This is a genomic window from Hydrogenophaga sp. LT287, from assembly GCF_055702805.1.
In genome coordinates, this window is record NZ_JBVPZC010000018.1 from 42434 (window position 1) to 69189 (window position 26756).

The 26756-nt window shown below is 60.5% G+C and carries 26 protein-coding genes; 23 read left to right on the forward strand and 3 right to left on the reverse strand.

The window, feature by feature from the left end; all coding sequences use genetic code 11:
• Positions 1–10: 10 nt before the first annotated feature.
• The 3 genes from AC0GNR_RS13545 to AC0GNR_RS13555 are packed head-to-tail and all read left to right on the forward strand — an operon-like array spanning position 11 to position 3359.
• Positions 11–997 (forward strand): Bug family tripartite tricarboxylate transporter substrate binding protein, encoded by a 987-nt coding sequence (locus AC0GNR_RS13545; RefSeq protein WP_472901464.1) that lies wholly within the window; start codon positions 11–13, stop codon positions 995–997.
• 2 nt (positions 998–999) lie between these two features.
• Positions 1000–1767 carry an enoyl-CoA hydratase/isomerase family protein gene (locus AC0GNR_RS13550; RefSeq protein WP_472901465.1) on the forward strand — a complete coding sequence of 256 codons (768 nt, stop codon included), beginning with the start codon at positions 1000–1002 and terminating at the stop codon, positions 1765–1767.
• A 38-nt stretch (positions 1768–1805) separates the two neighbouring features.
• Positions 1806–3359 (forward strand): malonate--CoA ligase, encoded by a 1554-nt coding sequence (locus AC0GNR_RS13555; RefSeq protein ID WP_472901466.1) that lies wholly within the window; start codon positions 1806–1808, stop codon positions 3357–3359.
• A gap of 125 nt (positions 3360–3484) precedes the next feature.
• Here AC0GNR_RS13555 and AC0GNR_RS13560 read toward each other — a convergent pair whose 3' ends face one another.
• On the reverse strand, positions 3485–3928 hold the full coding sequence (locus tag AC0GNR_RS13560) for a universal stress protein (protein WP_304838702.1): 444 nt from the start codon (positions 3926–3928) through the stop codon (positions 3485–3487).
• Between the two features lie 79 nt (positions 3929–4007).
• Here AC0GNR_RS13560 and AC0GNR_RS13565 point away from each other — a divergent pair, with 79 nt between their 5' ends.
• The 9 genes from AC0GNR_RS13565 (at position 4008) to AC0GNR_RS13605 (ending at position 12145) form a co-directional block, all read left to right on the forward strand.
• On the forward strand, positions 4008–6452 hold the full coding sequence (locus tag AC0GNR_RS13565) for a heavy metal translocating P-type ATPase (RefSeq protein WP_472901467.1): 2445 nt from the start codon (positions 4008–4010) through the stop codon (positions 6450–6452).
• Positions 6453–6514: 62 nt separating this feature from the next.
• On the forward strand, positions 6515–6652 hold the full coding sequence (gene ccoS, locus AC0GNR_RS13570; RefSeq protein ID WP_472901468.1) for a cbb3-type cytochrome oxidase assembly protein CcoS: 138 nt from the start codon (positions 6515–6517) through the stop codon (positions 6650–6652).
• Between the two features lie 68 nt (positions 6653–6720).
• Entirely contained in the window at positions 6721–8166 is a 1446-nt protein-coding gene (gene ccoN / locus AC0GNR_RS13575; RefSeq protein ID WP_472901469.1) for a cytochrome-c oxidase, cbb3-type subunit I, read from the forward strand.
• 11 nt (positions 8167–8177) lie between these two features.
• A complete protein-coding gene (gene ccoO / locus AC0GNR_RS13580; RefSeq protein WP_472901470.1) occupies positions 8178–8798 on the forward strand; it encodes a cytochrome-c oxidase, cbb3-type subunit II in 621 nt (206 codons plus the stop codon).
• Between the two features lie 15 nt (positions 8799–8813).
• Positions 8814–8951 carry a cbb3-type cytochrome oxidase subunit 3 gene (locus AC0GNR_RS13585; RefSeq protein ID WP_472901471.1) on the forward strand — a complete coding sequence of 46 codons (138 nt, stop codon included), beginning with the start codon at positions 8814–8816 and terminating at the stop codon, positions 8949–8951.
• 26 nt (positions 8952–8977) lie between these two features.
• Positions 8978–9886 carry a cytochrome-c oxidase, cbb3-type subunit III gene (gene ccoP, locus AC0GNR_RS13590; RefSeq protein ID WP_472901472.1) on the forward strand — a complete coding sequence of 303 codons (909 nt, stop codon included), beginning with the start codon at positions 8978–8980 and terminating at the stop codon, positions 9884–9886.
• A gap of 170 nt (positions 9887–10056) precedes the next feature.
• The gene (gene ccoG / locus AC0GNR_RS13595; protein ID WP_472901484.1) at positions 10057–11430 is read left to right on the forward strand and encodes a cytochrome c oxidase accessory protein CcoG; all 1374 of its coding nucleotides are present in this window, start codon (positions 10057–10059) and stop codon (positions 11428–11430) included.
• Positions 11431–11473: 43 nt separating this feature from the next.
• Positions 11474–11770 (forward strand): hypothetical protein, encoded by a 297-nt coding sequence (locus tag AC0GNR_RS13600; RefSeq protein ID WP_472901473.1) that lies wholly within the window; start codon positions 11474–11476, stop codon positions 11768–11770.
• Between the two features lie 81 nt (positions 11771–11851).
• Positions 11852–12145, forward strand: coding sequence for a hypothetical protein (locus AC0GNR_RS13605; protein WP_472901474.1), 294 nt, complete (start codon positions 11852–11854; stop codon positions 12143–12145).
• Between the two features lie 109 nt (positions 12146–12254).
• On the opposite strand, the gene fnr is transcribed toward AC0GNR_RS13605, so the two are convergent.
• Positions 12255–12974, reverse strand: coding sequence for a fumarate/nitrate reduction transcriptional regulator Fnr (gene fnr, locus AC0GNR_RS13610; protein WP_472901475.1), 720 nt, complete (start codon positions 12972–12974; stop codon positions 12255–12257).
• 182 nt (positions 12975–13156) lie between these two features.
• On the opposite strand from fnr, the gene hemN reads away from it, so the two are divergent.
• Complete coding sequence (hemN, locus tag AC0GNR_RS13615; RefSeq protein ID WP_472901476.1) at positions 13157–14536, forward strand: oxygen-independent coproporphyrinogen III oxidase; 1380 nt, start codon at positions 13157–13159, stop codon at positions 14534–14536.
• A 74-nt stretch (positions 14537–14610) separates the two neighbouring features.
• Positions 14611–15270: a sulfite exporter TauE/SafE family protein gene (locus tag AC0GNR_RS13620; protein WP_472901477.1), complete on the forward strand. Its 660-nt coding sequence runs from the start codon at positions 14611–14613 to the stop codon at positions 15268–15270.
• Positions 15271–15291: 21 nt separating this feature from the next.
• Here AC0GNR_RS13620 and AC0GNR_RS13625 read toward each other — a convergent pair whose 3' ends face one another.
• Positions 15292–16218 (reverse strand): DMT family transporter, encoded by a 927-nt coding sequence (locus AC0GNR_RS13625; RefSeq protein WP_472901478.1) that lies wholly within the window; start codon positions 16216–16218, stop codon positions 15292–15294.
• Between the two features lie 383 nt (positions 16219–16601).
• Here AC0GNR_RS13625 and aceA point away from each other — a divergent pair, with 383 nt between their 5' ends.
• The 9 genes from aceA to AC0GNR_RS13670 all read left to right on the forward strand — a co-directional run.
• Positions 16602–17921 (forward strand): isocitrate lyase, encoded by a 1320-nt coding sequence (gene aceA, locus AC0GNR_RS13630; protein ID WP_472901479.1) that lies wholly within the window; start codon positions 16602–16604, stop codon positions 17919–17921.
• 247 nt (positions 17922–18168) lie between these two features.
• Positions 18169–20076: a threonine--tRNA ligase gene (thrS, locus tag AC0GNR_RS13635; RefSeq protein ID WP_472901480.1), complete on the forward strand. Its 1908-nt coding sequence runs from the start codon at positions 18169–18171 to the stop codon at positions 20074–20076.
• A 108-nt stretch (positions 20077–20184) separates the two neighbouring features.
• Positions 20185–20775: a translation initiation factor IF-3 gene (gene infC, locus AC0GNR_RS13640; RefSeq protein WP_472901485.1), complete on the forward strand. Its 591-nt coding sequence runs from the start codon at positions 20185–20187 to the stop codon at positions 20773–20775.
• Positions 20776–20981: 206 nt separating this feature from the next.
• Positions 20982–21185: a 50S ribosomal protein L35 gene (gene rpmI, locus AC0GNR_RS13645; protein ID WP_069048846.1), complete on the forward strand. Its 204-nt coding sequence runs from the start codon at positions 20982–20984 to the stop codon at positions 21183–21185.
• A gap of 24 nt (positions 21186–21209) precedes the next feature.
• Positions 21210–21569 (forward strand): 50S ribosomal protein L20, encoded by a 360-nt coding sequence (gene rplT / locus AC0GNR_RS13650; protein ID WP_322305953.1) that lies wholly within the window; start codon positions 21210–21212, stop codon positions 21567–21569.
• Between the two features lie 131 nt (positions 21570–21700).
• Positions 21701–22753 (forward strand): phenylalanine--tRNA ligase subunit alpha, encoded by a 1053-nt coding sequence (gene pheS, locus AC0GNR_RS13655; protein ID WP_472901481.1) that lies wholly within the window; start codon positions 21701–21703, stop codon positions 22751–22753.
• A 111-nt stretch (positions 22754–22864) separates the two neighbouring features.
• Complete coding sequence (gene pheT / locus AC0GNR_RS13660) at positions 22865–25297, forward strand: phenylalanine--tRNA ligase subunit beta (RefSeq protein ID WP_472901482.1); 2433 nt, start codon at positions 22865–22867, stop codon at positions 25295–25297.
• A gap of 25 nt (positions 25298–25322) precedes the next feature.
• Positions 25323–25649 carry an integration host factor subunit alpha gene (locus AC0GNR_RS13665; protein ID WP_322306576.1) on the forward strand — a complete coding sequence of 109 codons (327 nt, stop codon included), beginning with the start codon at positions 25323–25325 and terminating at the stop codon, positions 25647–25649.
• Positions 25650–25741: 92 nt separating this feature from the next.
• On the forward strand, positions 25742–26756 hold a 1015-nt coding region (locus AC0GNR_RS13670), incomplete at its 3' end, for an IS630 family transposase (protein ID WP_472901483.1).

Sequence of the window (26756 nt, forward strand, 5' to 3'; positions counted from 1 at the left end):
GGAGACAAGCATGAACAACGACCTGAATCGACGAGATATTTTGTGTGCCGCTATCGCAGGCGCCGCTGTTTACAGCACCGCAGGCCACGCGCAGGCAACCTGGCCCAGCCGGCCGGTGAACCTGGTGGTGCCATTCCCCGCCGGTGGCGGCACCGATGCTTTCGCCCGTCCGATGGGTGCCCAGTTCACACGCCTGACGGGCAAGTCACTGGTGATTGACAACAGGGGTGGCGCCGGTGGCACGCTGGGCGCGGGCGTCGCGGCCAAAGCGGCACCCGATGGCTACACGCTGTTCATGGGTGCCGTGCACCACGCCATTGCGCCGAGCATGTATCCCCGCCTGGACTACGACATCGAAAAAGACTTTGTGCCACTGATCCTGGTGGCCACCGTGCCCCAGGTGCTGGTGGTGAACAGCAAGAAATACGAAGGCATGGATTTCAAGGCGTTTCTGGCGCGGGTCAAATCCAACCCGGGCAAGCTCAACTACGGCTCGGCGGGCAGTGGCACTTCACACCACATGGCGGGCGAGTTGTTCAAGCAGCAGACCAAGACCTTCATCACACACATTCCCTACCGCGGCGCCGGCCCTGCGCTGAACGACCTGATTGCCGGTAATGTGGACATGATGTTTGATGGCCTGGGCTCTTCGGCGGGCCACATCAAGGGTGGACGCATCAAGGCGCTGATGGTGTCGGGCAGCAAGCGCAACGCCGCGTTCCCCGACGTGCCCTGCGCCGCCGAATTGGGCCTGCCCGAATACACGGTGACCACCTGGTACGGCATCTGGGCGCCGGCGGGCACACCGGCCGATGTGCAGGCTCGCGCGATCGAAGAGATTGCTCGCGCCGTCAGCGCCGACGAAAGCCGTGCCATCTGGGCTGGGCAAGGCGCTGAGTTTGCCAACGTGCGTGGCCCCCAGTTCGACGCCTTTGTGAAGGGTGAAGTCCGCCGGTGGGCGCAGGTCGTCAAGGCCTCTGGCGCCAAGCTTGACTGAGCATGTCGGGCGCTGTTCTGCTGCAATGTGATGGCGCGCTGGCCCGGGTGACGCTGAGCCATCCGGGCCGCTTCAACGCCATGTCCCGTGCGATGTGGCGCGCCTTGAAGGCCGTGTTTGAAGACTTGCAGACCCGCACCGATGTGCGCGCCGTGCTGGTGGGCGGAGAGGGCGGGCATTTTTGTGCCGGTGGTGACATCAGCGAATACCCGTCGTTTCGTTTTGACGAAGCGGGCTTGCGCGACTTCCACGAAAACGACGTGTGGGGCGGTCTGAGCGCCATGCTGGCCTGCGACCTGCCGCTGTTTGCGCAAATCGAAGGCAACTGCATGGGCGCCGGGGTCGAAATTGCCAGCTGCTGCGACGTGCGCCTGGCCGGGCAGGGCGCGCGCTTCGGTGCCCCGATTGCCCGCCTGGGTTTTCCCATGGCGCCGCGCGAGGCTCAGCTGGTGGCCCGAGAAGTCGGGTTGGCCACCGCCCGCGAGATGCTGCTGGAAGCCACCGTGTTGGACGCGGCCGAAATGAAGCAGCGCGGGTTTTTGCAGGCGGTCTGGCCCGACGCTGAGGTGGCCGGGCAAGCGCTTTTGCGAGCGCAGCGGGCCACCCAACTGGCGCCACAAGCCGCCCGCCTGAACAAACAGACCTTGCGCAGCCTGTCGGCCCAACCCGTACCACCTGAGCTGATGGCTGGCGCCTATGAGTACGCCAACAGCGCCGAACACCGCGAAGGTGTGGGCGCTTTTATGGCGAAGCGCAAACCTGCTTTTTGATTTATTGAACCACCCTTCTTGAAACCCGTGGCCAAACCATGACCAACCACAACCTGTTCGCTGCGCTGCGCGCGGCTTTCCCCGACGACCTGGACCGCGTGGCGGTGGAAACTGTGGACCCGGACGGCCCCAGCCTGTGCTACAGCTGGCGCGACCTGGACCGCGCCACCGCCATGGTGGCCAACTTGCTGGCTTCGCTGGACCTGCCCGCAGGCGCGCGCGTGGCCGTGCAGGTTGAAAAATCGGTGGAAGCGCTGGTGCTTTACTTGGCCACGCTGCGAGCGGGCTATGTGTTTTTGCCGCTCAACACCGCCTACCAAAGCGCCGAAATTGAATATTTCGTAGGCAACGCCGAACCCGCCGTGGTGGTGTGCAGCCCGAAAAACTTTGGCTGGGTGTCCAAGATTGCCTTCAACGCCGGCACGCGCCATGTGTTCACCCTGGACGACGCGCGCAACGGCAGCCTGCTGGAGCGCGCCGCCCACCACAGCGATGTGCACACCCCCGCTGTGTGCGCCGCCGATGATCTGGCGGTGATCATCTACACCAGCGGCACCACCGGGCGCAGCAAAGGGGCCATGCTGTCGCACGGCAACGTGTTGAGCAACGCCCAGGTGTTGCGCAGCTACTGGGCCTGGCAGCCAGACGACGTGCTGATCCACGCCTTGCCGATCTTCCATGTCCACGGTTTGTTTGTGGCCATTCACGGTGCGCTCATCAACGGCAGCCCCATGCTGTGGCTCAACAAGTTTGATGCGCCCACGGCGGTTTCGCTCTTTCCCCGCGCCACGGTGTTCATGGGGGTTCCCACGCTGTACGTGCGCATGCTGGCCGAGCCCACCCTGACGCGGCAGCAGGCGGCGCACATGCGGCTGTTCATTTCGGGCTCGGCGCCCTTGTTGATCGAAACCTTCAACGAATGGCAGGCCCGCACGGGCCACACCATCCTGGAGCGCTACGGCATGAGCGAAACCGTGATGCTCACGTCCAACCCCTGCGGCCCCGATGCCCGCTACGCCGGTGAGCGCGAGCGGCGCGGCAGCACCGTGGGTTTCCCGCTGCCTGGCGTGGAACTGCGTGTGGTGGACGACGCGGGCTTGCCGCTGACCGCGGGTGAGATCGGTGGGATTCAGGTGCGCGGCCCCAATGTCTTCAAGGGTTACTGGCGCATGCCAGAAAAAACCGCCGAAGAATTCACCGCCGATGGATTTTTCAAAACTGGCGATGTGGGGCGCGTGGACGCCAGGGGCTACGTGTGCATCGTGGGGCGCAGCAAAGACCTGATCATTTCCGGTGGCTACAACGTCTACCCGGCCGAGATTGAAGGCTTCATCAACGAGCTGGCCGGTGTGGCTGAAAGTGCGCTGGTGGGCGTGCCCCACCCCGACTTTGGCGAAGTGGGCGTGGCCGTGGTCATTGCCAAGCCTGGCGCCACGCTGAACGCGGATCAGATCATTGCCGCGCTCAAGTCCAATCTGGCCAATTTCAAGATCCCCAAGCGCTGTTTCGTGGTCAGCGAACTGCCCCGAAACACCATGGGCAAGGTGCAAAAGAACTTGCTGCGCGAGCAGTACAAAAACGAGTTCGCCTGAAAAAACGAAACGCGCTACGGGCAACGATCCGGAGCGCGTGACTCAAACCCAGAACGCGGCGGAACCTCCGCCGGGCCACACGCATCGCCCCCTGGAGGGGGTGACGCCGCAGGCGGCGCGGGGGGTTACCTTAAAACAAGCACCGGCGTGTGCGAATGCGTCAGCACCTGCTGTGTTTCGCTGCCCAGCAACAGGCGCTTGAGGCCACGGCGACCGTGCGAAGCCATCACGATCAGGTCGCACTTGTTGCGCTTGGCCGCTGCAATGATCGCCTCGGCAATCAGGTCCGACTTCACCGTGATGGGCTTGACCTTCACTTCGCGCAGCTGACCGGCCGACTTCACCGCCGTCACGGCAGCCATGGCCTCGTCTTGCCATTGTTTTTCAATGCGGGCCACCTCGGCCGCCGCCAGGGCCACGCCGCCTTCAAAGTAGGTTTGCGGGTAACGCGGCACCACTTTCAGCGCTACCACTTCTGCACCCGTCAGGTCGGCCAGGTTGATGGCGTGCTCCACCGCTTGTTGCGAGAGTTTGGAGCCGTCGGTGGCCACCAGAATACGTTTGTACATGCGGTATCTCCTCAATAGTGTGTAGGGAAGCCATAGACTAGCAAACACGCTCCTATTCCGGTTGACTTAAATCAAGCACATGGAACCTGACTTCCCTTACGCTCGCCGCATGAACGAGGCCACTACCGTGCCCCCGGTAGGGCTGCCACTTGCCGACCCGCGCCTGGGTGGCGCACCCTCTGCGCAGGCCAACGCGCCGCTGTCGGCGCCTGCCAGCTGGCTCGGCGAGCACCGCGGACCCTTGGACGTCACCGACAACTTCGCGGTGCTCGACGACCCGATCGAGCAGCGCGAGTTCACCGAATTCAACGACGTTGACGGGCATACCGAAGCCGAATCGGTGCTGATGGTGCAGGGCATGTATTGCGCCGCCTGCGCGGACACCGTGGAAAGCGCGTTGCAGCATTTGCCGGGCGTGGAGCGCGCCCATGTGCACGCAGCCACCCGGCGGCTCACGCTGCGCTGGGACCCGGCAAAAACCACCATGTCCAGCTTGGCGCGAGCCGTGGGCGACACCGGTTACCGCTTGCTGCCCATGCAGCAGGCGCTGTCCATCAGCGAGCGGCTGCGCGAAACCCGCCAGGCCCTCTGGCGCCTGTTCGTCGCGGGCTTTTGCGCCATGCAGGTCATGATGTACGCATGGCCAGCCTACGTGACCGAGCCGGGCGAAATCCCCGCCGACATCGACCAGCTGCTGCGCTGGGCCAGCTGGGTGCTCAGCCTGCCGGTGGTGTTTTTTGCCAGTGGCCCATTTTTCAGCAGTGCGTGGCGCGACCTGAAACACGGCCGGGTGGGCATGGACACGCCGGTCTCCATCGGTATCTTGGTCACCTTTCTGGCCAGTTCGGGCGCCACCTTTGATCCCTCGGGCCCTTGGGGTTATGAGGTCTGGTACGACTCGCTCACCATGTTTGTGTTTTTCCTGCTGGGCGGGCGCTACCTGGAGCTGAAAGCACGTGACCGCACCGCCGGCGCACTCGACAGCCTGATGAACCGCCTGCCTGAGGTGTGCGACCTGCAGAAACCCGATGGCAGCTTTGAAGCGGTGTCTATTCGCCGGCTGGCGCTGGGCGACGTGGTGCGCGTGCAGGCCGGTCAGGCGTTTCCAGGCGACGGCGCGGTGCTCAGCGAAAGCGCCACCGTGGACGAAGCGCTGCTGACCGGTGAGTCGCGTCCTGTCACGCGGCACCAAGGGCAGGGTGTGGTTGCCGGCAGTTACAACCTGGGTGGCCCGGTGCTGATGCGGGTGGACAAACTCGGGCGCGACACGCGCTTTGCCCAGATCGTGTCGCTGATGGAAAAAGCTTCCACCGAAAAGCCCCGCTTGGCCATTTTGGCCGACCGCATTGCCGCCCCTTTTCTGGTGGCTGTGCTGGTGGCGGCAGCGTTTGCTGGCTGGTACTGGTGGCAGATCGATCACTCCAAGGCGCTGGCCGTGGCGGTGGCGGTGTTGATCGTGACCTGCCCATGCGCCCTGTCGCTGGCCACGCCGGCGGCCATGCTCACGTCGGCCGGTGCTTTGGCCCGGCGTGGCATTCTGGTGCGCCGTTTGCAGGCTTTTGAGTCACTCGCTGAGATCAACGCGGTGGTGTTCGACAAAACCGGTACCTTGACGCACGACCGCCTGGTGTTGGCCCATGTGCGCACCCGTGCCGGCGTCAGCCACGATGAGGCGCTGTTGCTTGGCGGCGCCATGGCAGCCGGTTCTTTGCACCCCGTGTCGCGAGCTATCGCGTTGGCGGCGGGCAGCCTTGATAGACCTCAGACCACCGGTTTGACCGACCTCGCCGAGGTGGCCGGCCAGGGTATGCAAGCGTTGCGCGCCGATGGCACACGTGTGCGTTTGGGTTCATCGGCGTTTTGTGGTGTTGACGACGTCGGCTCCCCCGATGCGAGCGAGTCCCCCCGCGTACACCTATCAGACGAGCAAGGTTGGCTCGCCTCCTTTGAATTGCAAGAAGGCTTGCGAGACGACGCCCAAGCCGCCGTGAGTGCGTTGCGGGCCATGGGGGTGCGTACCTGGCTGCTTTCAGGCGACCGCGAAGCCGCCGCCCAGCAAGTGGGGCAGGCCGTGGGCGTCGACCATGTGATCTCAGGCGCTTCACCCGAGCAAAAGCTGGCCGAGGTGAGCGCTCTTCAAGTACAGGGTATCAAGCTGGCCATGGTGGGTGACGGTTTGAACGACGGTCCGGTGCTGGCCCGGGCCAACACCTCGTTCGCGCTCGGCCATGCCGCGCCCCTGGCGCAAGCGCAATCCGATTACGTGATTCAGGGCGGTCAGGTCATGGATGTGGTGCTGACCTTGAAGCAAGCGCGCTCCACGCTGCGCATCGTGCGGGAAAACCTGATGTGGGCCGCGCTTTACAACTTGGTGTGTGTGCCGCTGGCGCTGCTGGGCTACATGCCGCCCTGGCTGGCTGGTCTGGGAATGGCCGGCAGTTCGTTGCTGGTCATCGGCAATGCCTTGCGCCTGGCATCTAAAGTCCCATCGCGGCCCTCTGATACTGCCTCGGGTAAACCCTGAAGGCGTACCATGCAGCGGTTCGGCAGCCGGTATTTGAAGTTTGAACTTTCTGGGTTTTCGCCATGGATATTTTGTATTTGTTGATCCCCATTTCCATCGTGCTGGTCTTCGCCATCATCGGCGTCTTCTGGTGGGCGCTGCAAAAGGGGCAATTTGACAACATCGAGCGGGAGGGCGATCGCATTCTCAGAGGCGATTGATATAAGTCAAGGCGGAAGAGGGGGTCCGTGAGGACACTCCACATAGTGACATTTACGAGGAGTTCTGTATGTCCGTAATAACAAAGGCCAGCCAGTCGGCGGTCTACGACGACGGTGTTGTCCGTGGTTTTGCCATCATGTCCGTGATCTACGGCGTGGTTGGCATGTTGGTGGGTGTGATCATTGCAGCCCAGTTAACTTGGCCCGAGCTCAATATGGGCATTGAGTGGTTGAGCTACGGGCGCTTGCGCCCGTTGCACACCAACGCGGTGATTTTTGCGTTTGGCGGTAGCGTGCTGTTTGCGACCAGCTACTACGTGGTGCAGCGCACCTGCCACACCAAGCTGTTCCTGAACAAGTTGGCCTGGTTGACGTTCTGGGGCTGGAACCTGGTCATCGTCTCGGCCGTTGTCACCTTGCCCATGGGTTTGACCCAGAGCAAGGAATACGCTGAACTCATCTGGCCGATCGATCTGTTGATCGCCGTGGTCTGGGTCTCTTACGCGGTGGTGTTCTTTGGCACCGTGGGCATCCGCAAGGTTCGCCACATCTATGTGGCCAACTGGTTCTTTGGTGCCTACATCATTGCCGTGGCGTTGTTGCACATCTTCAACAACATCCAGATCCCCACCAGCGCGACGCACTCCTACTCGGTCTACGCCGGTGTTCAGGACGCCATGATGCAGTGGTGGTACGGCCACAACGCCGTGGGCTTCTTCCTCACCGCTGCTTTCCTGGGCATGATGTACTACTTCATCCCCAAGCAGGCCGAGCGTCCGGTCTACTCCTACCGCCTCTCCATCGTCCACTTCTGGGCGCTGATCTTCACCTACATGTGGGCCGGCCCACACCACCTGCACTACACCGCGCTGCCAGACTGGACGCAATCGGTGGGCATGGTCTTCTCCCTCATCTTGTTGGCCCCCAGCTGGGGCGGCATGATCAACGGCATCATGACCCTGTCGGGTGCCTGGCACAAGCTGCGTGACGACCCCATCCTGCGGTTCCTGATCGTGTCCCTGTCGTTCTACGGCATGTCCACTTTCGAAGGCCCGATGATGTCGATCAAGACCGTCAACGCGCTGAGCCACTACACCGACTGGACCGTGGGCCACGTGCATTCCGGCGCCTTGGGTTGGGTGGGTCTGGTGTCCATGGGTTCGCTCTACTACCTGATTCCTCGCCTCTACGGTCAGAAGAAGATGTATTCGGTACCCGCCATTGAGCTGCACTTCTGGGTGGCCACCATCGGTATCGTGCTGTACATCGCCGCCATGTGGATCGCTGGTGTGATGCAGGGTCTGATGTGGCGCTCGGTCAACCCCGACGGTAGCCTGACCTACACCTTCGTCGAGTCGGTGAAAGCCACCTTCCCGTTCTATGTGATCCGTCTGGTGGGCGGTCTGCTGTACCTCGGCGGCATGATCGTCATGCTCTGGAACGTCATCATGACGGTGCGTCAGGGTCGCGTTGTGCCGGTCCCCGTGATGGCAGTCAACCCCGCACACGCCTGAGGAGAAGAAAAATGGCCAATAACGAAAAACTCACGGGTCACGCCCGGATCGAGACCAACAACTTCCTCATGATCGTGTTGATCACGCTCGTGGTGGCGGTGGGTGGTCTGGTGGAAATTGTTCCTCTGTTCTTCCAGAAGTCCACCACCCAGCCGATTGAGGGCCTCAAGCCCTACAGCGCGCTGCAGTTGGCTGGTCGGGACGTGTATGTCAGCGAGGGTTGCTACAACTGCCACTCGCAGATGATTCGCCCCTTCCAGGCTGAAACCCTGCGCTATGGTCCTTATTCGGTGGCGGGCGAGTTCGTTTACGACCGCCCATTCCAGTGGGGTTCCAAGCGTACCGGCCCTGACCTGCACCGTGTGGGCGGCCGCTACAGCGACGAATGGCACCGCATTCACCTGACCAACCCGCGCGATCTGGTGCCCGAGTCCAACATGCCCGCCTACCCTTGGCTGGCTGAAAAAATGGTCAACGAGACCCAGCTGCCCAAGCGCATGGAAGTGCTGCGCACCCTGGGCGCGCCTTACACCGACGAAGAGATCGCTGCCTCGGCGGAAGAGGTCAAGGGCAAGACAGAAATGGAAGCCGTCATCGCCTACCTGCAGGTGCTGGGCACCGCTCGCAAATAAACACGGAGCTTCGTCATGGACATCAACGACCTGCGCAGCATCGTCACAGTGGTCAGCCTGCTGACCTTTGTTGGCATCGTGGTCTGGGCCTGGTCCAAACGCAACAAGGCCAACTTTGATGAGGCAGCTCGGCTGCCCTTCAACGAAGACTAAACCGCGGCACCAACAAGAGAAACATCATGAGCGACTTTACAAGTGAATTCTGGCACTACTACGTGGCCGGGCTGACGCTGGTCAGCATCATCGCCTGTCTGATCCTGCTGTGGATCAGCGGCACGACCAAAGCGGCGACACTTGCCGACAACACCACCGGTCACGTGTGGGACGGTGACCTGGCCGAGATGAACAACCCCTTGCCACGCTGGTGGGTGTACCTTTTCATCATCACCGTGGTGTTCGCGTTGGCTTACGGCGTGCTTTACCCCACGTTTGGCAAATACCAGGGCGTGCTGGGCTGGTCGTCACAGGGGCAACACACCGCTGAGGTGAACAAGGTTCAGGAAGCCATCGCACCCATCTACGCCAAGTTCAATGAGATGAAGCCCGAGCAGCTGGCTGGCGACACCCAGGCAATGGCTGTGGGTGAGCGCTTGTTCATGAACTACTGTGCCCAGTGCCACGGTTCAGATGCCCGTGGCGCCAAGAGCTTCCCCAACCTCACCGACGGCGACTGGCTGTATGGTGGCGATCCAGAAGCCATTAAAACCACGATCGCTCAGGGCCGCAACGGCGTGATGCCGCCCATGGGCGCCGCAGTGGGTGGTCCGGAAGAGGTCCGTAACCTGGCTCACTATGTGCTCAGCTTGTCGGGCAGCCCGCACGACAGCGTGCGTGCCACGCAGGGTAAGAACAGCTTTGGCTCCTGCGCAGCCTGCCACGGTATGGACGCCAAGGGCAACATCGCCATGGGTGCACCCAACCTGACCGACGGTGTGTGGCTGCACGGCTGGGGCGAAGAGGCCATCATCCGCGCCGTCAACAACGGCATCAACAACCAAATGCCCGGCCAGTCGGCGTTGCTCAATGAGGCGCAGATTCACGTCCTCAGCGGCTACGTCTGGGGCATGTCCAACAAGCCGGCCAATTAAGCACTCTGTGCCCCTGAGACCGCGGCGGTTGTGATGACCGCCGCCCTTACTTTTTTGCCTTCCTTTCCGGGTTCCTCGTGAGTTCCGACACACCAGACAGCAACGCCAGCAAGCCCATCATTCCCATCGTTGCTGTGTCCCCTCGGGGCGCCAAAGACGACGATGAAGAGATGGTTTCTTTGTATGCCGCGAGGCAAAAGATCTACCCGCGCTCTGTATCGGGGATGTTCTCAAACTGGCGCTGGATCACGGTCTGGATCACACAAATTGTGTTTTACGGCTTGCCCTGGCTGGAGTGGAACGCTCGTCAAGCGGTTCTTTTTGACCTGGAAGCCCGTCGCTTCTACATCTTCAGCTTGGTGCTGTACCCGCAGGACTTCATTTACCTGACCGGGCTGTTGGTCATTTCTGCACTGGCCCTGTTCTTGTTCACGGCCGTGGCGGGTCGCCTCTGGTGTGGTTATGCGTGTCCACAAACGGTCTACACCGAAATTTTTCTCTGGATCGAAAAAAAGGTCGAGGGCGATCGCTCGGCCCGTATGCGCTTGGATCAGGCTGATTTTTCCGCGCAAAAGCTGGGCAAAAAGTGGCTTAAGCACGCCTTGTGGATTGCTTTTGCGCTCTGGACAGGCTTCACCTTCGTAGGCTATTTCACGCCCATCCGCGATCTGGCTGCCTTGTCGCTGGCCGCGTCTTTGGGCCCTTGGCAAACCTTCTGGGTATTTTTCTACGGCTTTGCCACCTACGGCAACGCAGGGTTCATGCGCGAGCAGGTCTGCAAGTACATGTGCCCCTACGCGCGTTTCCAGAGCGCGATGTTTGACAAAGACACCATGATCGTCACCTACGACGAAAAGCGTGGTGAGCCCCGCGGTCCGCGATCGAAAAAGGCCGATCCCTTGGCGCTGGGGTTGGGTTCTTGCGTTGACTGCACGCTCTGCGTCCAGGTCTGCCCCACCGGTATCGACATTCGCAAGGGTCTGCAATACGAATGCATCGGCTGCGGTGCCTGTATTGACGTGTGTGACGAGGTCATGGACAAGGTGGGTTATCCGCGCGGCTTGATCAAGTACTCCACCGAGAATGGGGTTGCTCAGGGCTGGACCACGGCTCAAATGATCAAGCGAGCGTTCAGACCCAGGGTGCTGGTGTACACCGGTATCCTGCTGGCCATCACCCTGGCTGTGATGGTCAGCTTGTTCATGCGCAAGCCGCTCAAGGTGGACGTGATCCGCGACCGGGGCGCATTGGCCCGCATGGTGGAGCAAGGACGCATTGAAAACGTCTTCCGGCTGCAAATCATGAACGCCACCGAATCCACACAGCGCTACGTCATCACGGTGTCCGGCCTGTCGGGTGTCACCATTGCTTCGGAAAACAAAGTCGAGGTGTTGCCCACTGAGGTCCGCTCGGCCGTGATTCGGGTTCAGATACCGCCGGATGCTGCAAACCCGGGCTCGCACCCCATCCAGTTCAGCATCCGCTCGGTTGGTGACGAGCCAGTCGAGGTTTCCGAGAAAGCTGCCTTCCTGGTCCCGCGCTGACGACATTCAGCGCCATTTGACATTCCCATTTCGGAGCTACAACATGAGCAACGCGCCCTTGACCCAGCCCCCAAGCCATGAAAATACCCCCTGGTGGAGAATTCCACATGTGGTGTTCGTGCCGGCTCTTCTGTTGTGTGGGGTGATAGCGACCAGCACCATGGTGGTCATTTCGTCGATGGACCAGGATCCGGTGCTTGACAAGGAGGTCTACGAGCGAGAGCGCAGGGCGGCACTGGCACTGGAGGGGCAAGCAAGGATCGATGCGCTGATGGCTGTGCAGCCAGCCAATCAGGGTCGAAACCATGCGGCTTCACCTTTGGTGCCCTCTGAAAAATAATGGCCAGCCTGGCTACCGGTGCAGCTGTACCCGGGTGCTTGTCGCTTTAACAAAACCAGATATGGAAGAGGAGCCGCACCGATGTGGACACAGCGTTTGATGTGGATAGCATGGCCTGCTTTTTTGGTGGCCGCGGTGCTGGAAATGGTGGTGTTTGCTTTTGTCGATCCCAGCGATCTGCATTGGTTTGGCTCTCCTCTGGCCCTGTCGCGGGAAGCGGTTTACACCCTCGCGTTCTTTGTGTTCTGGGGTGCAACCATGGTTTCCAGCGCCTTGACAACTTTGCTCGCCATGTCGCCATTTGAGGTGAACCGTTGCCCGATACCCGCAGACGAGCGACCAACCGACTGCGCCAAGAACGGTCGCTGCGGCTGAAACGGCTAGCGCCTTCAGCGCCAACAAAAACCCCGGAGAGGCGTATGCGCCTGTCCGGGGTTTTTTTGTTGGGCATTCGCCCAGGTTTTCGTTGTGTGTCGCGGTGGATTCAGCGGCAAGTTTGCGGATTCACGATCTGCTTGAGCCCTTCGGTGCTCTTGATGTGAACATAGCGCTGTTTCACTTCGATAATGCCGTCGTCAACGAACTTGGAGAAAGTGCGGCTCACCGTTTCGAGCTTCATACCCAGGTAGCTGCCGATCTCTTCGCGGGTCATGCGCAAAATCAGCTCGGACTGTGAGAACCCGCGGGCATGAAGCCGCTGGACCAGATTGAGCAAGAAAGCCGCCAGCCGTTCTTCGGCGCGCATGCTGCCCAGCAGCAGCATCACCGAGTGGTCGCGCACGATCTCGCGGCTCATGATCTTGTGGACGTGGTGTTGCAGGGTGGTGAATTCGCGTGAGAGCTCTTCCACCTGGTCAAAAGGCATCACGCACACCTCGGCGTCCTCCAGTGCAATCGCGTCGCACGAGTGGTGGTCGCTGACGATGCCGTCCAGGCCAATGATTTCTCCCGTCATCTGAAAGCCGGTCACCTGGTCACGGCCGTCTGCGGTAGTAACGCAGGTTTTAAAAAAACCAGAACGAACGGCAAATAGCGACGTGAACTTGTCGCCCGTGTTGAAGAGCGCGGAGCCGCGCTTGATGCGGCGGCGTGTGGAAATCACCGCGTCGAGCTTGTCTATCTCTTCGCTGTTCAGACCCATGGGCAGGCACAACTCCCGCAGGTTGCAGCTTGAGCAGGCGACTTTGATGCTTTGAATGTCCATAATTTTTCCAGGATTGCGGGGTTAGCTTAACGCATCGGCCCGAGCACTGTCGAGAAAAGGCCGGTCTGGAGTCTGGGGGCAATCCTGGGGACAACCCCCGGTCCGACCGAGGCCTTGATCAAGATCAAAGGCGCTGGCGCGCTCATGCGGCACATTCAGCCCTCAGAACTGGAGAACTGTTTGTGAGTCATGCTATTTCCAACGAGTTGCTCAAGCGATTCGACATTCCTGGGCCTCGTTACACCTCGTACCCGACGGCAGACCGATTCGTCGAAGCTTTCGCGGAGCAAGACTATATACAAGCGCTGGAGCAGCGCCGAGTGGGTTCCATGGCGCTGCCGCTGTCGCTGTATGTGCACATTCCGTTTTGTGAGTCGGTCTGCTACTACTGCGCCTGCAACAAGGTGATCACGAAGCACCACGAACGTGCAGCCGAATACCTGCGCTATCTGTCTCGTGAGGTGGAGCTGCAGGTGCAGCACTTCGGGCAAGGTCACAGCGTGTCGCAGCTGCACCTGGGCGGCGGTACCCCCACTTTTCTGTCCGATGCCGAGCTGGAAGACCTGATGTCGATGATCCGGCGCAATTTCACGCTGGTGCCGGGTGGTGAGTATTCGATTGAAGTGGACCCTCGCACGGTGACCGACCAGCGGTTGCAGACGTTGGCCAGACTGGGCTTCAACCGCTTGAGCTTTGGTGTGCAGGATTTCGATCCGGCGGTGCAAAAAGCGGTGCACCGGGTGCAACCCGCTGAACAGGTTTTTGCCCTGGTGGAAACCGCCCGCAAGATCGGGTTTGAGTCGGTCAATGTGGACCTCATCTACGGTTTGCCCCTGCAAACCCCGGAATCTTTTGCGCGCACCTTGGCCCAGGTCAACGAGTTGCGTCCGGACCGCATTGCGCTGTATGCCTACGCCCATCTGCCTTCGCGGTTCAAGCCACAGCGCCGCATCATCTCTGCCGAACTGCCCAGCGGCGGCGACAAGCTGGCCATGCTGTCGGCCTCGCTGGACGCGTTCATGGACGCGGGGTATGTGTATGTGGGCATGGACCACTTTGCTTTGCCCACCGATGCACTGGCCGTGGCCAAGCGCCAAGGTCGTCTGCACCGCAACTTTCAGGGCTACAGCACCCAGCCCGATTGCGATTTGATCGCTCTGGGCGTTTCGGCCATCGGACGCATTGGCGCCACCTACAGCCAGAACGCCAAAACGCTCGACGAGTACTACGACGCGTTGGACCAGGGGCGTCTGCCCATCGTGCGCGGCCTGGCGTTGACGCGGGATGACCTGTTGCGACGCTCCGTCATCATGTCGCTCATGTGCCAAGGCCAGTTGCAATACGAATCCATCGAGCTCGGCCACCTGATCGATTTCAAGTCCTACTTCGCGCGTGAGCTGGAAGTGTTGTCCGGCTTTGTAGAGAGCGGGTTGGTCACCATGGATGACACGGGCGTCGAGGTCACGACTACAGGTTGGTTTCTCGTGCGTGCCATCGCTATGGTGTTTGACAAGAACCTGCAGGTTGACCTGGACCGGGCGCGTTTTTCGAAAATCATCTGAGCGTTCAGCGGGATACCGCGGGCGCAGGCGTTGCCCGTGCCCGGCCTGCGCTACAGTGACTTATGCAGACTTCAATGGCGATCACGGCCCTGTTCATGGGCCTCGCGGGCGGGCCCCACTGCGTGGCCATGTGCGGCGCGGCTTGCGCGGGCATCAGCCGTGCGGCGGGTGAGCGCAGCACCCGCGCGCTGTGGACCTTCCAGTTCAGCCGCATGCTGGGCTACGCACTCTTCGGCGCCTTTGCCGCCGGCTCGGTGCAAGGCCTGGCCTGGTTGGGCACCAACACCGCGGTGCTGCGCCCTGTGTGGACCATGTTCCATGTGGCCGCTCTTTTGCTCGGTGCCGTGCTGATCTGGCAGGCCCGCCAGCCCGCCTGGATTGAAAACCTCGGTCAATCGATTTGGCGAAAGGCCCGTCCTGTGATGGCCTCCCTGGGACAGCGCGCACCTGTGGTGTTGGGTGTCGCTTGGGCACTCATGCCTTGTGGCTTGCTGTATTCGGCCTTGCTGGTGGCGTCCCTGTCGGCCAATGCAGCAGAGGGCGCTGCCATCATGGCGCTGTTCTCCATCGGCACATCCATATCGCTTACCGCAGGTCCTTGGCTGCTGTTGCGGTTGCGCGGTGGCCGCTCAGGTGCGTGGGGCATTCGCCTTGCCGGTCTGGCACTGGCGGCCACGTCGGGCTGGGCCCTGTGGATGGGCATCACCAACCCCACCGGGCTCTGGTGTGCCTGATCTTTGTCGCTGAATGGGGCCTCAGCCGGCACGGGCACGCCGGCCGGGCAGGGTGGCCAGCACCAGGCCCAGCAGCGCAATGCCAAACGCCACCACTTGCAAGCCTGTGAGCCGTTCGCCCATGAACAGCACGCCAATGGCGGCAGCGCTCACGGGCAGCATCACCGTGAACACGCCGGCTTGTGACGCTGGCACCGTCTTCAGGCCGGTCATCCAAAGCCACACGGTCCACATACTGGCGGCCAAACCGTAAAAAACCAGCAGGCCCCAAACGGGTGCCTGGACCGCACCAAAGTCAAACTGCCATGCAGCCCACAGCCCAAACGGCGTGACAAGGGCAAAGCCCCAGAGGTTGATGATGGCCGAAATGCGCTTGGGGCTCAGACCATCGGTCAAGCGCTTGCCAATGACCACGTAGGCGGCCTCACAAACCACCGCTGCAAACACCAGCAGATTGCCTAGCAAGCTGCGGCTGATGCCGAAGGGGCCACTCGTATCAGCCAGCACCGGCATGGCCGGGTCTGCTTTCTGCAAGGAAAACAGCCCGATGCCGATGGCCGCACAAGCAATGCCAGCCGCACTGCGCCAGCCGATGCGCTCGCGTAGAAACAACCAGCTGAGCACAGCCACCACGGCGGGTATGGACGACATGACCACGCCCGCGGCCACAGCGGTGGTCATGCTTACCCCAAACAGCATGCAGATCGAGAACAGGAAGTTGCCCAGGAACGACTCCAGAAACAACAGGCGGCGTGTGTGGCTTGATATGGGGGCCTCGTCGGCGGGCTTGCGCATCCACCGCCACATGGCCAGACCACCAATGCCAAAGCGCATCCAGGCCAGCAAAAACACGGGAAACACCAACACCAGTGGCTTGGATAGCGCCACATAACTTCCCACCAATGCCATGCTCAGGCCCAGGCTGGCGTACGCCCACCATCGGTTCATGGCGCACCTTTTCGAATGGATTGGATTTGCATGGCTGCGGATCATGCCTGATTCATCCAAAGCACCGAAGTTGTGCGTTGGCATGGTTCGGACCCAGGCATGCAGGGACCACCCCACATCCGTTTCCCACGATGAGGGCATCGATCTTCATAATGTGGAAAATAAAAATGCTGCAATGCAAGAATATTTCTCATTACGGGAAACAAATTCCCATATTGAGAAATATCATAGGAAGTGCATTGAATTTAAACGATAAAATATTTGTCTTGTATAAGACATAAGAGCTTTTCAAACTCTTCTATAAGACTTAAAGTCTGTTCATCGGCACTGTCCTTGCAAGCCAAGTGGCCGAACCTGTTTTCTCAACCTCACGGAGTAGTTTCATGTCCCAAACACTGACCCGCCAGCAACAGATCGAAGCCCTCGAAAAAGACTGGGCCACCAACCCCCGCTGGAAGGGCGTCAAGCGCGGCTACACCGCCGCCGACGTGGTGCGTCTGCGCGGCAGCATGCAGCCTGAATACACGCTGGCCAAAAACGGCGCTGAAAAGCTGTGGGCCAAGGTCAACGGCGGCGCCAAAAAAGGCTACGTGAACGCATTTGGTGCCATCACCGCCGGTCAGGCCATGCAGCAGGCCAAGGCCGGCTTGGAGGCTGTGTACCTGTCGGGCTGGCAAGTCGCCGCTGATGGCAACACTTCCGAGACCATGTACCCCGACCAGTCGCTGTACGCCTACGATTCGGTGCCCACCATGGTGCGCCGCATCAACAACACCTTTAAGCGCGCTGATGAAATTCAGTGGGGCCGCGGTATCGAGCCAGGTTCGCCCGAGTTTGTGGACTACTTCCTGCCGATCGTGGCCGATGCAGAAGCCGGTTTCGGCGGCGTGCTCAACGCGTTCGAACTGATGAAGAACATGATCGCTTCCGGTGCCGCCGGCGTTCACTTTGAAGACCAGTTGGCCGCCGTGAAGAAGTGCGGTCACATGGGTGGCAAGGTGCTGGTGCCCACGCAAGAAGCTTGCGAAAAGCTGATCGCAGCCCGTTTTGCCGCTGACGTCATGGGTGTCTCCACCATCGTGCTGGCCCGTACCGACGCCGAAGCCGCCAACCTGATCACCAGCGACCATGACGCCAACGACAAGCCCTTCCTGACCGGCGAGCGCACGCAAGAAGGCTTCTACCGCGTGAAGAACGGCCTGGAGCAGTCCATCAGCCGTGGCGTGGCCTACGCCCCCTACGCCGACCTGGTGTGGTGCGAGACCGGCGTGCCAGATATCGGCTTCGCCCGCGAATTTGCCCAGGCTGTGCATGCTTCGTGCCCGGGCAAGCTGTTGTCGTACAACTGCTCGCCTTCGTTCAACTGGAAGAAAAACCTGAACGACAGCCAGATCGCTTCCTTCCAGGAAGACCTGGCCGCGCTGGGCTACAAGTACCAGTTCATCACGCTGGCCGGTATCCACATCAACTGGTTCAACACGTTCCAGTTTGCCCACGCCTACGCCCGCGGCGAAGGCATGAAGCACTACACCGAAATGGTGCAGGAGCAGGAATTTGCTGCACGTGACAAGGGTTACACCTTCGTGTCGCACCAGCAAGAAGTGGGCGCAGGCTACTTCGACGACGTGACCACCGTCATCCAGGGCGGTTCTTCCAGCGTGAAAGCCCTCACCGGCTCGACCGAAGAAGAGCAGTTCCACTGATCGGAAGCCTCACAAGCCCCCAGGGGCTGTTGAGACAGAAAGCCCGGGCCAGCCCCGGGCTTTTTTGTGGGAAAATTCAGAGCTTCAAAGTACAGCAAGAGCGAGAAAGGCAATCTGGTTATGACACCGCGAACTACAAGGCGTTTCCCTCTGGCCTCCTGAGGCCCGCAGTTCGCGCCTGCCCGATTCCCCTTTTCAACTCCATCCAGCGCGGCCCCATGCCGCGCTTTTTTGTTTCTGGACACCCATGCTTCACATCACGCTCCCCGATGGTTCACAACGCGAGTTTCCTGGTCCGGTCACCGTAGCCGAAGTTGCTGCATCGATCGGCGCCGGCCTGGCCAAAGCTGCGCTGGCCGGCAAAATTGGCGACAAGGTGGTGGACACCAGCTTTCAGATCACGGCGGACAGCCCGCTGGCCATCATCACCGCCAAAGATGCCGACGGCCTGGAGGTGATTCGCCATTCCACCGCCCACCTGCTGGCTTACGCGGTGAAAGAATTGTTTCCCGATGCGCAGGTGACCATTGGCCCGGTGATTGAAAACGGGTTCTTCTACGATTTTTCGTACAAGCGTCCCTTCACGCCTGAAGACCTGGTGGCCATCGAAAAGCGCATGGCGGAGTTGGCGAGCAAAGACGAGCCGGTGGTGCGCCGTGTGCTGCCACGCGACGAAGCCGTTGCGTATTTCAAAGGGCAGGGCGAGCACTACAAAGCAGAAATCATTGCCAGCATTCCCAGTAACGAGGACGTGTCTCTGTACCGCGAGGGTAATTTTGAAGACCTGTGCCGCGGCCCACACGTGCCCAGCACCGGCAAGCTCAAGCACTTCAAGCTGATGAAGGTGGCGGGCGCCTACTGGCGCGGCGATCACCGCAACGAGATGCTGCAACGCATTTACGGCACGGCCTGGGCCAGCAAGGACGACTTGCAGCAACACCTGACCATGATCGAGGAGGCAGAGAAGCGAGACCACCGCAAGCTGGGTCGTGAACTGGATCTGTTCCACATCGACGAACATTCGCCCGGCACGGTGTTTTGGCACCCCAAGGGTTGGACCCTGTGGCAAGAGGTGGAGCAGTACATGCGCCGCGTCTACCGCGACAACGGTTACCAGGAGGTTAAAGGGCCGCAGATTCTGGACAAGGGCCTGTGGGAAAAGACCGGCCACTGGGACAAATACCGCGACAACATGTTCACCACGGAAAGCGAGAAACGCGATTACGCGCTCAAGCCGATGAACTGCCCCGGTCACATCCTGATCTTCAAGCAAGGTATCAAGAGCTACCGCGACTTGCCTTTGCGCTATGGCGAGTTTGGCCAATGCCACCGCAATGAGCCCACGGGTGGTCTGCACGGCATCATGCGGGTGCGTGCCTTCACCCAGGACGATGGCCATATCTTCTGTACCGAAGACATGATCCTGGATGAGTGTGTGGCTTACACCGCGCTGCTGCAAAAGGTTTATACCGACTTCGGTTTCAGCAACATCATTTACAAGGTGGCGACCCGTCCCGAAGCGCGCATTGGCAGTGACGAGAGCTGGGACAAGGCTGAGCACGCCCTGAAGGAGAGCCTGCGCGCGTCGGGTTGCGAGTTCGAGATTTCGCCCGGCGACGGCGCTTTTTATGGCCCCAAAATCGAATACACGTTGAAAGACGCGATCGGGCGCCAGTGGCAATGCGGCACCATGCAGGTCGATTTCTCCATGCCCGAGCGGTTGGACGCCGAGTACGTGGGGGAAGATGGCGCACGTCACCGACCTGTCATGTTGCACCGCGCCATCGTGGGCAGCCTGGAGCGTTTCATTGGCATCCTGATCGAACAGCACGCAGGCGCACTCCCGGTGTGGCTCGCGCCGGTGCAGGTTGCGGTGCTCAATATCACCGACGCGCAGGGCGATTACTGTCGTGAAATCGCCAAATCGCTGCAGAATCAAGGGCTTAGGGTCATAACCGATCTGCGCAACGAGAAAATAACGTATAAAATACGGGAGCACGCGTTGCAAAAGCTCCCTTACATAATTGTCGTGGGCGACAAAGAAAAGGCAGCTGGCGCCGTGGCTGTGCGGGCGCGAGGTAACAAAGACCTCGGTGTTATGCCGCTGGAAGACTTTTCCAGGCTGATTGCGGCAGACGTCTCATCCAAAGTTTGAATTCAAACACCCGGTTGACCCCCGAGGCCGCTGCGCACATCGCTTGTGCATTGGGGCGTCCTTCGGGGCGGTCCACCTGTTTAATCAGCCCACACAAAGGAACGTACCATAGCTACCAATTTTCGTGACCGCCGCCAACGCGAAGAGCGCGCACACCGACTGAACCGTGAAATCATGGCTCCAGAGGTCCGCCTCAATGGGCCAGAAAACGAGCCGCTGGGCATTGTCAGTTTGCAAGAAGCGCTGCGCATGGCCGGTGAGCTGGATGTGGACTTGGTGGAAATTGCTGCCACCGCCATTCCCCCAGTGTGTCGCTTGATGGACTACGGCAAGTTCAAGTACCAAGAGCAGAAAAAGGCGGCGGAAGCCAAGGCCAAGCAAACGGTTATCGAGATCAAGGAAGTCAAGTTCCGCCCAGGCACCGACGACGGTGACTACAACATCAAGATGCGCAACATCCGTCGCTTTCTTGATGATGGCGACAAGTGCAAGATCACGTTGCGTTTTCGCGGCCGTGAGATCACGCACCAGGAACTGGGTCTGGCCTTGCTCAACCGCATTCGCGACGAGCTCGCAGACATCATCGTGGTGGAGCAGTTTCCCAAGTTGGAAGGCCGCCAGATGATCATGATGATCGCGCCCGGACGCAGGAAAGCAGCACCCAAGGCAGTTGAGCCTGCTGCGCAGAGCACAGATTAATTTGCACCTCTGAAAAGGTGTCGCAGACCTCGGGTCTGCAAACAGATTGGACGGGCAGGGTAGTCTCCTGCTGGTCCGAGGCGCTGGCCGCAAGGCTGATCGCCGAAAGAAAAGCCGCAAGGCTTTTCATAGAAGTGGCTCGGGGCCAACAAGTCTGCGGAAGGTTCGCAGCGCCTCACGAGCACAAATCAAAAAGGAGCATGTACATGCCCAAAATGAAGACCAAGAGCAGCGCGAAAAAGCGATTTCGCGTTCGTCCCGGTGGTACCGTGAAACGCGGTCAAGCCTTCAAACGTCACATTCTGACCAAGAAGTCCACCAAGACCAAACGCCACCTGCGCGGCGCCGTGACTGTTCATGAGACCAATATGGGTCACATGGCACAGATGCTGCCCGGCATGGGTATTTGATCAACGACGAACAAGGAGTCACTCATGCCTCGCGTCAAACGTGGTGTAACGGCACGCGCCCGCCACAAAAAAGTTCTCGCCCTTGCAAAAGGTTTTCGCGGTCGCCGCGGTAACGTCTTCCGTATCGCCAAACAGGCGGTGATGAAGGCGGGGCAATATGCCTACCGCGATCGTCGCAACAAGAAGCGCGTCTTCCGTCAGCTCTGGATCGCGCGTATCAACGCCGGTGCACGTGCTTGCGGTATGACGTACAGCCAGTTCGCCAATGGTCTGAAGAAGGCCTGCATCGAGATTGACCGCAAGGTCCTGGCCGATCTGGCCGTGAACGACCCGGCTGCCTTTGGCAGCATCGTGGAGCAAGTCAAAGCCAAGCTGGCCGCTTGATTCACGACGGAGACTGCGGCGGCCTGAATGGGTCGTTGGGGTCTTCCAGTCGCTCAAAGGGGTTGAGGCTTGAGGGATTTCCCTCGCAGCGCTCAGCCCCTTTTTTGTTTTCGCAACGCACAATCACACACATGAACGAGTTGGACGCACTGGTCGACAACGCTCGCGCCGGCTTCGCGCAAGCCGCCACCCCGGCCGATCTGGAAAACGCCAAGGCCCAGTTTCTGGGCAAATCTGGCCGCATCACCGAGCTGATGAAGGGCATGGCGGCTTTGTCTGTGGATGAAAAAAAGAGCCGCGGAGCGGCGATCAACCAGGCTAAGCAGGCCATTGAGGCGGCGCTGACTGCGCGGCGCCAGGCCCTTGCCGACGCCGAGCTGGAAGTTCAGCTGAAGGCCGAGGCGCTGGATGTGACGCTGCCGGGTCGTCAGCGTGGTCAGGGTGGTTTGCATCCTGTGAGTCTGACGCTGGAGCGCATTGAGGCGATCTTTGGCTCCATGGGCTTTGAGGTGGCCGAGGGTCCCGAAATTGAGTCCGACTGGTTCAACTTCACGGCATTGAATACGCCGGAAGACCATCCCGCGCGCTCGATGCACGACACCTTTTACGTCGAAGGCGGCAGTGAAAAAGCGCCCAATTTGCTGCGCACGCACACCAGCCCGATGCAGATTCGCCACGCGGTGCAGCATGTGAAACGCCACCGTGCTGCGATCGACAACGGCACCGGAATGCCGGAAATCCGCGTGATTGCACCCGGGCGCACCTACCGGGTGGACAGCGACGCCACCCATTCGCCCATGTTTCGCCAGTGCGAAGGCTTGTGGATTGGCGAAAACGTGAGTTTCAAGGACCTGAAATACGTCTTCACCGACTTTTGCCGCACCTTTTTTGAGTCCGATGATCTGGTGCTGCGCTTCCGTCCCAGTTTCTTCCCGTTCACCGAGCCCAGCGCCGAGATCGACATCCAGTTCCAAAACGGCCCGTTGGCTGGCCGTTGGCTCGAAGTGGCCGGCTCTGGTCAAGTGCACCCCAACGTGGTGCGCAACATGGGGCTTGACCCTGAGCGCTACATCGGCTTTGCGTTTGGCATGGGCCCCGACCGCCTGACCATGCTGCGCTACGGTGTGAACGACTTGCGCCTGTTTTTTGACGGCGACGTCCGCTTCCTTTCCCAGTTCAGATAGTCCCCGGTGGCGCTGTGCGCACGACGCCGTGGTCCAGCTGGGCTGGTCTGCGGTGTTCCGGATGCAGGCCCTGCCGTGCCTACTTGTGTTCAAGTTTGTTGAGACTTTTCTATGCAATTCCCCGAGTCCTGGCTGCGAGCCTTTTGCAATCCACCCCTGACCAGCCAGCAGCTGGCTGACACCTTGACCATGGCTGGTCTGGAGGTCGAGGAACTCGAGCCTGTCGCGCCACCGTTTAGCGGTGTGGTGGTGGGCCGTATCCTGGAGGCCGTGCAGCACCCCAACGCCGACCGCTTGCGCGTTTGCCAGGTTGATGTGGGGCAGGGGCAGCCGCTCAATATCGTGTGCGGCGCACCCAATGCACGCGCTGGCATTCTGGTGCCCTGCGCCACGGTGGGTGCTGCGCTTCCGCCGGGTGAAGACGGCAAACCTTTCTTGATCAAGTTGGGCAAGCTGCGGGGTGTTGAGAGCCAGGGCATGCTGTGCTCGTCCAAAGAGCTGCAGTTGGCGGATGACCATGGTGGCCTGCTGGAGCTGGCCCCTGATGCGGTGGTGGGACGTGACATCCGTGAGCAACTGTTGCTGGATGACATGCTGTTCACCCTCAAGCTCACGCCCAACCTGGCGCATTGCCTGAGCGTGTATGGCATCGCCCGAGAGGTGGCCGCACTCACCGGCTCCCCGCTGGTTGAGCCTGTATTCCCGGCTGTTCCGGTCAGCCTCAACGACCGCCTGCACGTGAGCGTGCAAGCCCCAGATTTGTGTGGGCGTTTCACCGGCCGCATCGTGCGGGGCGTCAACACCCGCGCCACCACCCCGGCCTGGATGGTGGACCGACTGGCTCGCTGCGGCCAGCGCAGCGTGTCACCGCTGGTGGATATTTCCAACTACGTGATGTTCGAGCTGGGCCGTCCATCCCATATTTTTGACCTCGACAAGATCCATGGCGGTTTGCAGGTGCGCTGGGGTCGCGAAGGCGAACAGCTCAAACTGCTCAACGGGAACACCGTGACCGTGGACGCCCAGGTGGGCGTGATCGCTGATGATCAAGCGGTCGAATCGTTGGCCGGCATCATGGGTGGCGATGCCACCGCTGTGACCGACGGGACCCAAAACATTTTTATCGAGGCTGCTTTCTGGTGGCCCAAGGCCATTGCCGGCCGTTCGCGCCGTTTCAATTCCTCAACCGATGCCGGTCACCGGTTTGAGCGTGGCGTAGATCCGTCCACGACGGTTGAACACGTTGAACGCATCACGCAGTTGGTGTTGGATATCTGCGGTGGACAGGCCTCGGTGTTGGACGATCTGACCGTCAACGTGCCACAGGCTCAGCCCGTGACGCTGCGCGTTGCACGGGCTGTCAAGGTCATTGGTATGCCGCTGACCCAAGCCCAGTGCGCAGGCGCACTGAGCCGGTTGGGTCTGACCATTAGCGAAGGCGAGGGCACCGTGACCGTGACCCCGCCGGCCTACCGGTTTGATCTGCAGATTGAAGAAGATCTGATCGAAGAGGTCGCGCGCGTCATCGGCTACGAACAGTTGCCTCACACGCCACCGCAGGCACCCATCACGGCCAAGATACGGCCTGAGGCGCAGCGCGGACACTTTGCGGTGCGCCGGCAACTGGCGCAACTGGGCTACCAGGAAACCATCAACTTCAGCTTCGTCGAAGAGCGTTGGGAGCGGGAGTTGGCTGGCAACACCAACCCAATCAAACTACTCAACCCCATCGCCAGCCAGATGAGCGTGATGCGCTCATCCTTGCTGGGCAGCCTGGTGGCCGTGCTCAAATTCAATCTCGACCGGCGAGCCGACCGTGTGCGGCTGTTCGAACTGGGCCGCGTATTCCGGAAAGACCCAGCCGTGCAGGACAGCGACACCAGCGTGGCCGGGTTTGACCAGCCTATGCGCGTGGCAGGCCTGTGTTTTGGGCCGGTGGACACCTTGCAATGGAGTTCACCAGAGCGAGTTGTCGACTTCTTTGACGCCAAAGGCGACGTCCAGGCCTTGTTGGCGCCGCGGCAGCCCACGTTTCGCGCGGCCGAGCACCCAGCCATGCACCCCGGCCGTTCGGCCAGTGTCTGGCTTGGCGAGCAATGCATTGGCCAAGTGGGTGAACTGCACCCGAAATGGCGCCAGGCCTACGACCTTTCGCAGGCGCCGGTCATGTTTGAGCTGGACCTGAACGCCGTGCTCGAGCGGCCTGTGCCCGTTTTTCAGGCCGTCGGCCGTCACCAGGCGGTCGAACGTGACCTAGCGATTGTCGTCAAAGAGACGGTGACCCACGCTGCGGTGGTTGAAGCCATCCGCGCGCCCGCCAGTCCCTGGTTGCGCGATGTGGTGTTGTTTGACGTGTACCGCCCCAAGAAACAGGCTTCGGCCGAAACCTCGGCGACATCCTTGGCCGCTGATGAAAAAAGCCTGGCGGTGCGGCTCGTGTTGAACCGCGACGACGCTACACTGACCGAGGAAGATATCGACGTGGCGGTCAAAGCCGTGCTCGACTCACTGGCCCAGCGCGTTGACGCACGTCTGCGCGGCTGATACGAAAAGTTTGGAGAAACATTGCATGGAACTCGCCGTTGAGAGCCTGGAGACCCCGGCCCTGACCAAGGCCCAGCTCGCAGAGTTGCTGTTTGACCAGATCGGGCTCAACAAGCGCGAATCCAAAGACATGATCGATGCCTTTTTCGATCTCGTGACCGACAGCCTGGTTGAAGGCACCGACGTGAAAATTTCGGGTTTTGGCAACTTTCAGATCCGTACCAAAGCGCCGCGCCCCGGGCGCAATCCACGCACCGGCGAGCCGGTGGCCATTCAGGCCCGCCGGGTGGTTACCTTTCACGCCAGTCCCAAGCTCAAAGAGCAGGTGCAAACGGCCATCATCGGCGACTGAACACGGCGACTTTCCTCGCTGTCCAAACCGGCAACCTATAGATAAGGCCCGTTAAAGTATGAACTTTGTCTGATTTTTGCGATCAGAGTGTCATGGAAAAAGAAAGCGCAAGAAGTCAGACACTGGAGCAACTTCACGAACGGCGCAAACAGGTCGTGAGGCTGTACAGACAAGGCACCAAGATCATGCAGATCGTCACGATGACGGGGCTGAGCTACCCGACAGTGCGAACGGCTATCGATCTGTTTGACGCTGGCGGCTGGGGTGCGATACGTCCCGCTGTTCGTGGACGAGCCAGAGGCGATGGCCGGGTGCTCGGTCAGGCGCAGGAAGACACCATCCAGCGCCTGATCATCGACAAACGCCCCGAGCAGCTCAAGATGGATTTCAGCTTGTGGAGCCGGGCCGCAGTGGGTCAGCTCATCGAACAGGAATTTGGCATCAAGCTGCAAGTGCGCAGCATCGGCAAGTACCTCACCCGCTGGGGCTTCACACCGCAAAAGCCCATCAAGCGCGCTTACGAGCAAAGCCCTGCTGCCGTGCAGGCTTGGTTGGAGGGCGAGTACCCCGGCATTGAGCAGCGCGCCAGGGCCGAGGGGGCCGAGATTCACTGGGGCGACGAGACGGCCTTGGTCAACACCGATGTGCGCGGCAGGAGCTTCGCGCCAGCGGGCAAAACACCGGTGGCCATGGCCGTGGGCGGCACCCGTCAAAAGCTCTCCATGATTGCCACGGTGACCAACCAGGGCAAGACGCGGTGGATGATCATTGACGAGGCTTTCGATGCTGAGAAGCTCATCGAATTCCTACAAGCTTTGATCAAGGACGCGGGTAAAAAAGTCTTTCTGATTCTGGACAACCTGCGGGTCCACCACAGCAAGCTGGTGAAGGCTTGGGTGGCTGAGCGGCAGGACCAGATCGAGTTGTTCTACCTGCCCAGCTACAGCCCACAGCTCAACCCAGAGGAGCGGCTCAATGCGGACTTGAAGCAGGAGATGGGCAAGCGCGTGCCGGTGCGAACCAAGGCCAAGCTACGCGATGCGGCCAACGATCACATGGCGATGCTGGAGCAAAACCCCGAGCGCGTCATGAGCTACTTCCAGGACC

What these genes read in the sequence shown, in the direction of transcription:
- AC0GNR_RS13545 (WP_472901464.1), top strand. Translation starts at nt 11, where the DNA reads ATGAACAACGACCTGAATCGACGAGATATTTTGTGTGCCGCTATCGCA.
- AC0GNR_RS13550 (WP_472901465.1), top strand. Translation starts at nt 1,000, where the DNA reads ATGTCGGGCGCTGTTCTGCTGCAATGTGATGGCGCGCTGGCCCGGGTG.
- AC0GNR_RS13555 (WP_472901466.1), top strand. Translation starts at nt 1,806, where the DNA reads ATGACCAACCACAACCTGTTCGCTGCGCTGCGCGCGGCTTTCCCCGAC.
- AC0GNR_RS13560 (WP_304838702.1), bottom strand. Translation starts at nt 3,928, where the DNA reads ATGTACAAACGTATTCTGGTGGCCACCGACGGCTCCAAACTCTCGCAA.
- AC0GNR_RS13565 (WP_472901467.1), top strand. Translation starts at nt 4,008, where the DNA reads ATGGAACCTGACTTCCCTTACGCTCGCCGCATGAACGAGGCCACTACC.
- ccoS (WP_472901468.1), top strand. Translation starts at nt 6,515, where the DNA reads ATGGATATTTTGTATTTGTTGATCCCCATTTCCATCGTGCTGGTCTTC.
- ccoN (WP_472901469.1), top strand. Translation starts at nt 6,721, where the DNA reads ATGTCCGTAATAACAAAGGCCAGCCAGTCGGCGGTCTACGACGACGGT.
- ccoO (WP_472901470.1), top strand. Translation starts at nt 8,178, where the DNA reads ATGGCCAATAACGAAAAACTCACGGGTCACGCCCGGATCGAGACCAAC.
- AC0GNR_RS13585 (WP_472901471.1), top strand. Translation starts at nt 8,814, where the DNA reads ATGGACATCAACGACCTGCGCAGCATCGTCACAGTGGTCAGCCTGCTG.
- ccoP (WP_472901472.1), top strand. Translation starts at nt 8,978, where the DNA reads ATGAGCGACTTTACAAGTGAATTCTGGCACTACTACGTGGCCGGGCTG.
- ccoG (WP_472901484.1), top strand. Translation starts at nt 10,057, where the DNA reads ATGGTTTCTTTGTATGCCGCGAGGCAAAAGATCTACCCGCGCTCTGTA.
- AC0GNR_RS13600 (WP_472901473.1), top strand. Translation starts at nt 11,474, where the DNA reads ATGAGCAACGCGCCCTTGACCCAGCCCCCAAGCCATGAAAATACCCCC.
- AC0GNR_RS13605 (WP_472901474.1), top strand. Translation starts at nt 11,852, where the DNA reads ATGTGGACACAGCGTTTGATGTGGATAGCATGGCCTGCTTTTTTGGTG.
- fnr (WP_472901475.1), bottom strand. Translation starts at nt 12,974, where the DNA reads ATGGACATTCAAAGCATCAAAGTCGCCTGCTCAAGCTGCAACCTGCGG.
- AC0GNR_RS13620 (WP_472901477.1), top strand. Translation starts at nt 14,611, where the DNA reads ATGGCGATCACGGCCCTGTTCATGGGCCTCGCGGGCGGGCCCCACTGC.
- AC0GNR_RS13625 (WP_472901478.1), bottom strand. Translation starts at nt 16,218, where the DNA reads ATGAACCGATGGTGGGCGTACGCCAGCCTGGGCCTGAGCATGGCATTG.
- aceA (WP_472901479.1), top strand. Translation starts at nt 16,602, where the DNA reads ATGTCCCAAACACTGACCCGCCAGCAACAGATCGAAGCCCTCGAAAAA.
- thrS (WP_472901480.1), top strand. Translation starts at nt 18,169, where the DNA reads ATGCTTCACATCACGCTCCCCGATGGTTCACAACGCGAGTTTCCTGGT.
- rpmI (WP_069048846.1), top strand. Translation starts at nt 20,982, where the DNA reads ATGCCCAAAATGAAGACCAAGAGCAGCGCGAAAAAGCGATTTCGCGTT.
- rplT (WP_322305953.1), top strand. Translation starts at nt 21,210, where the DNA reads ATGCCTCGCGTCAAACGTGGTGTAACGGCACGCGCCCGCCACAAAAAA.
- pheS (WP_472901481.1), top strand. Translation starts at nt 21,701, where the DNA reads ATGAACGAGTTGGACGCACTGGTCGACAACGCTCGCGCCGGCTTCGCG.
- pheT (WP_472901482.1), top strand. Translation starts at nt 22,865, where the DNA reads ATGCAATTCCCCGAGTCCTGGCTGCGAGCCTTTTGCAATCCACCCCTG.
- AC0GNR_RS13665 (WP_322306576.1), top strand. Translation starts at nt 25,323, where the DNA reads ATGGAACTCGCCGTTGAGAGCCTGGAGACCCCGGCCCTGACCAAGGCC.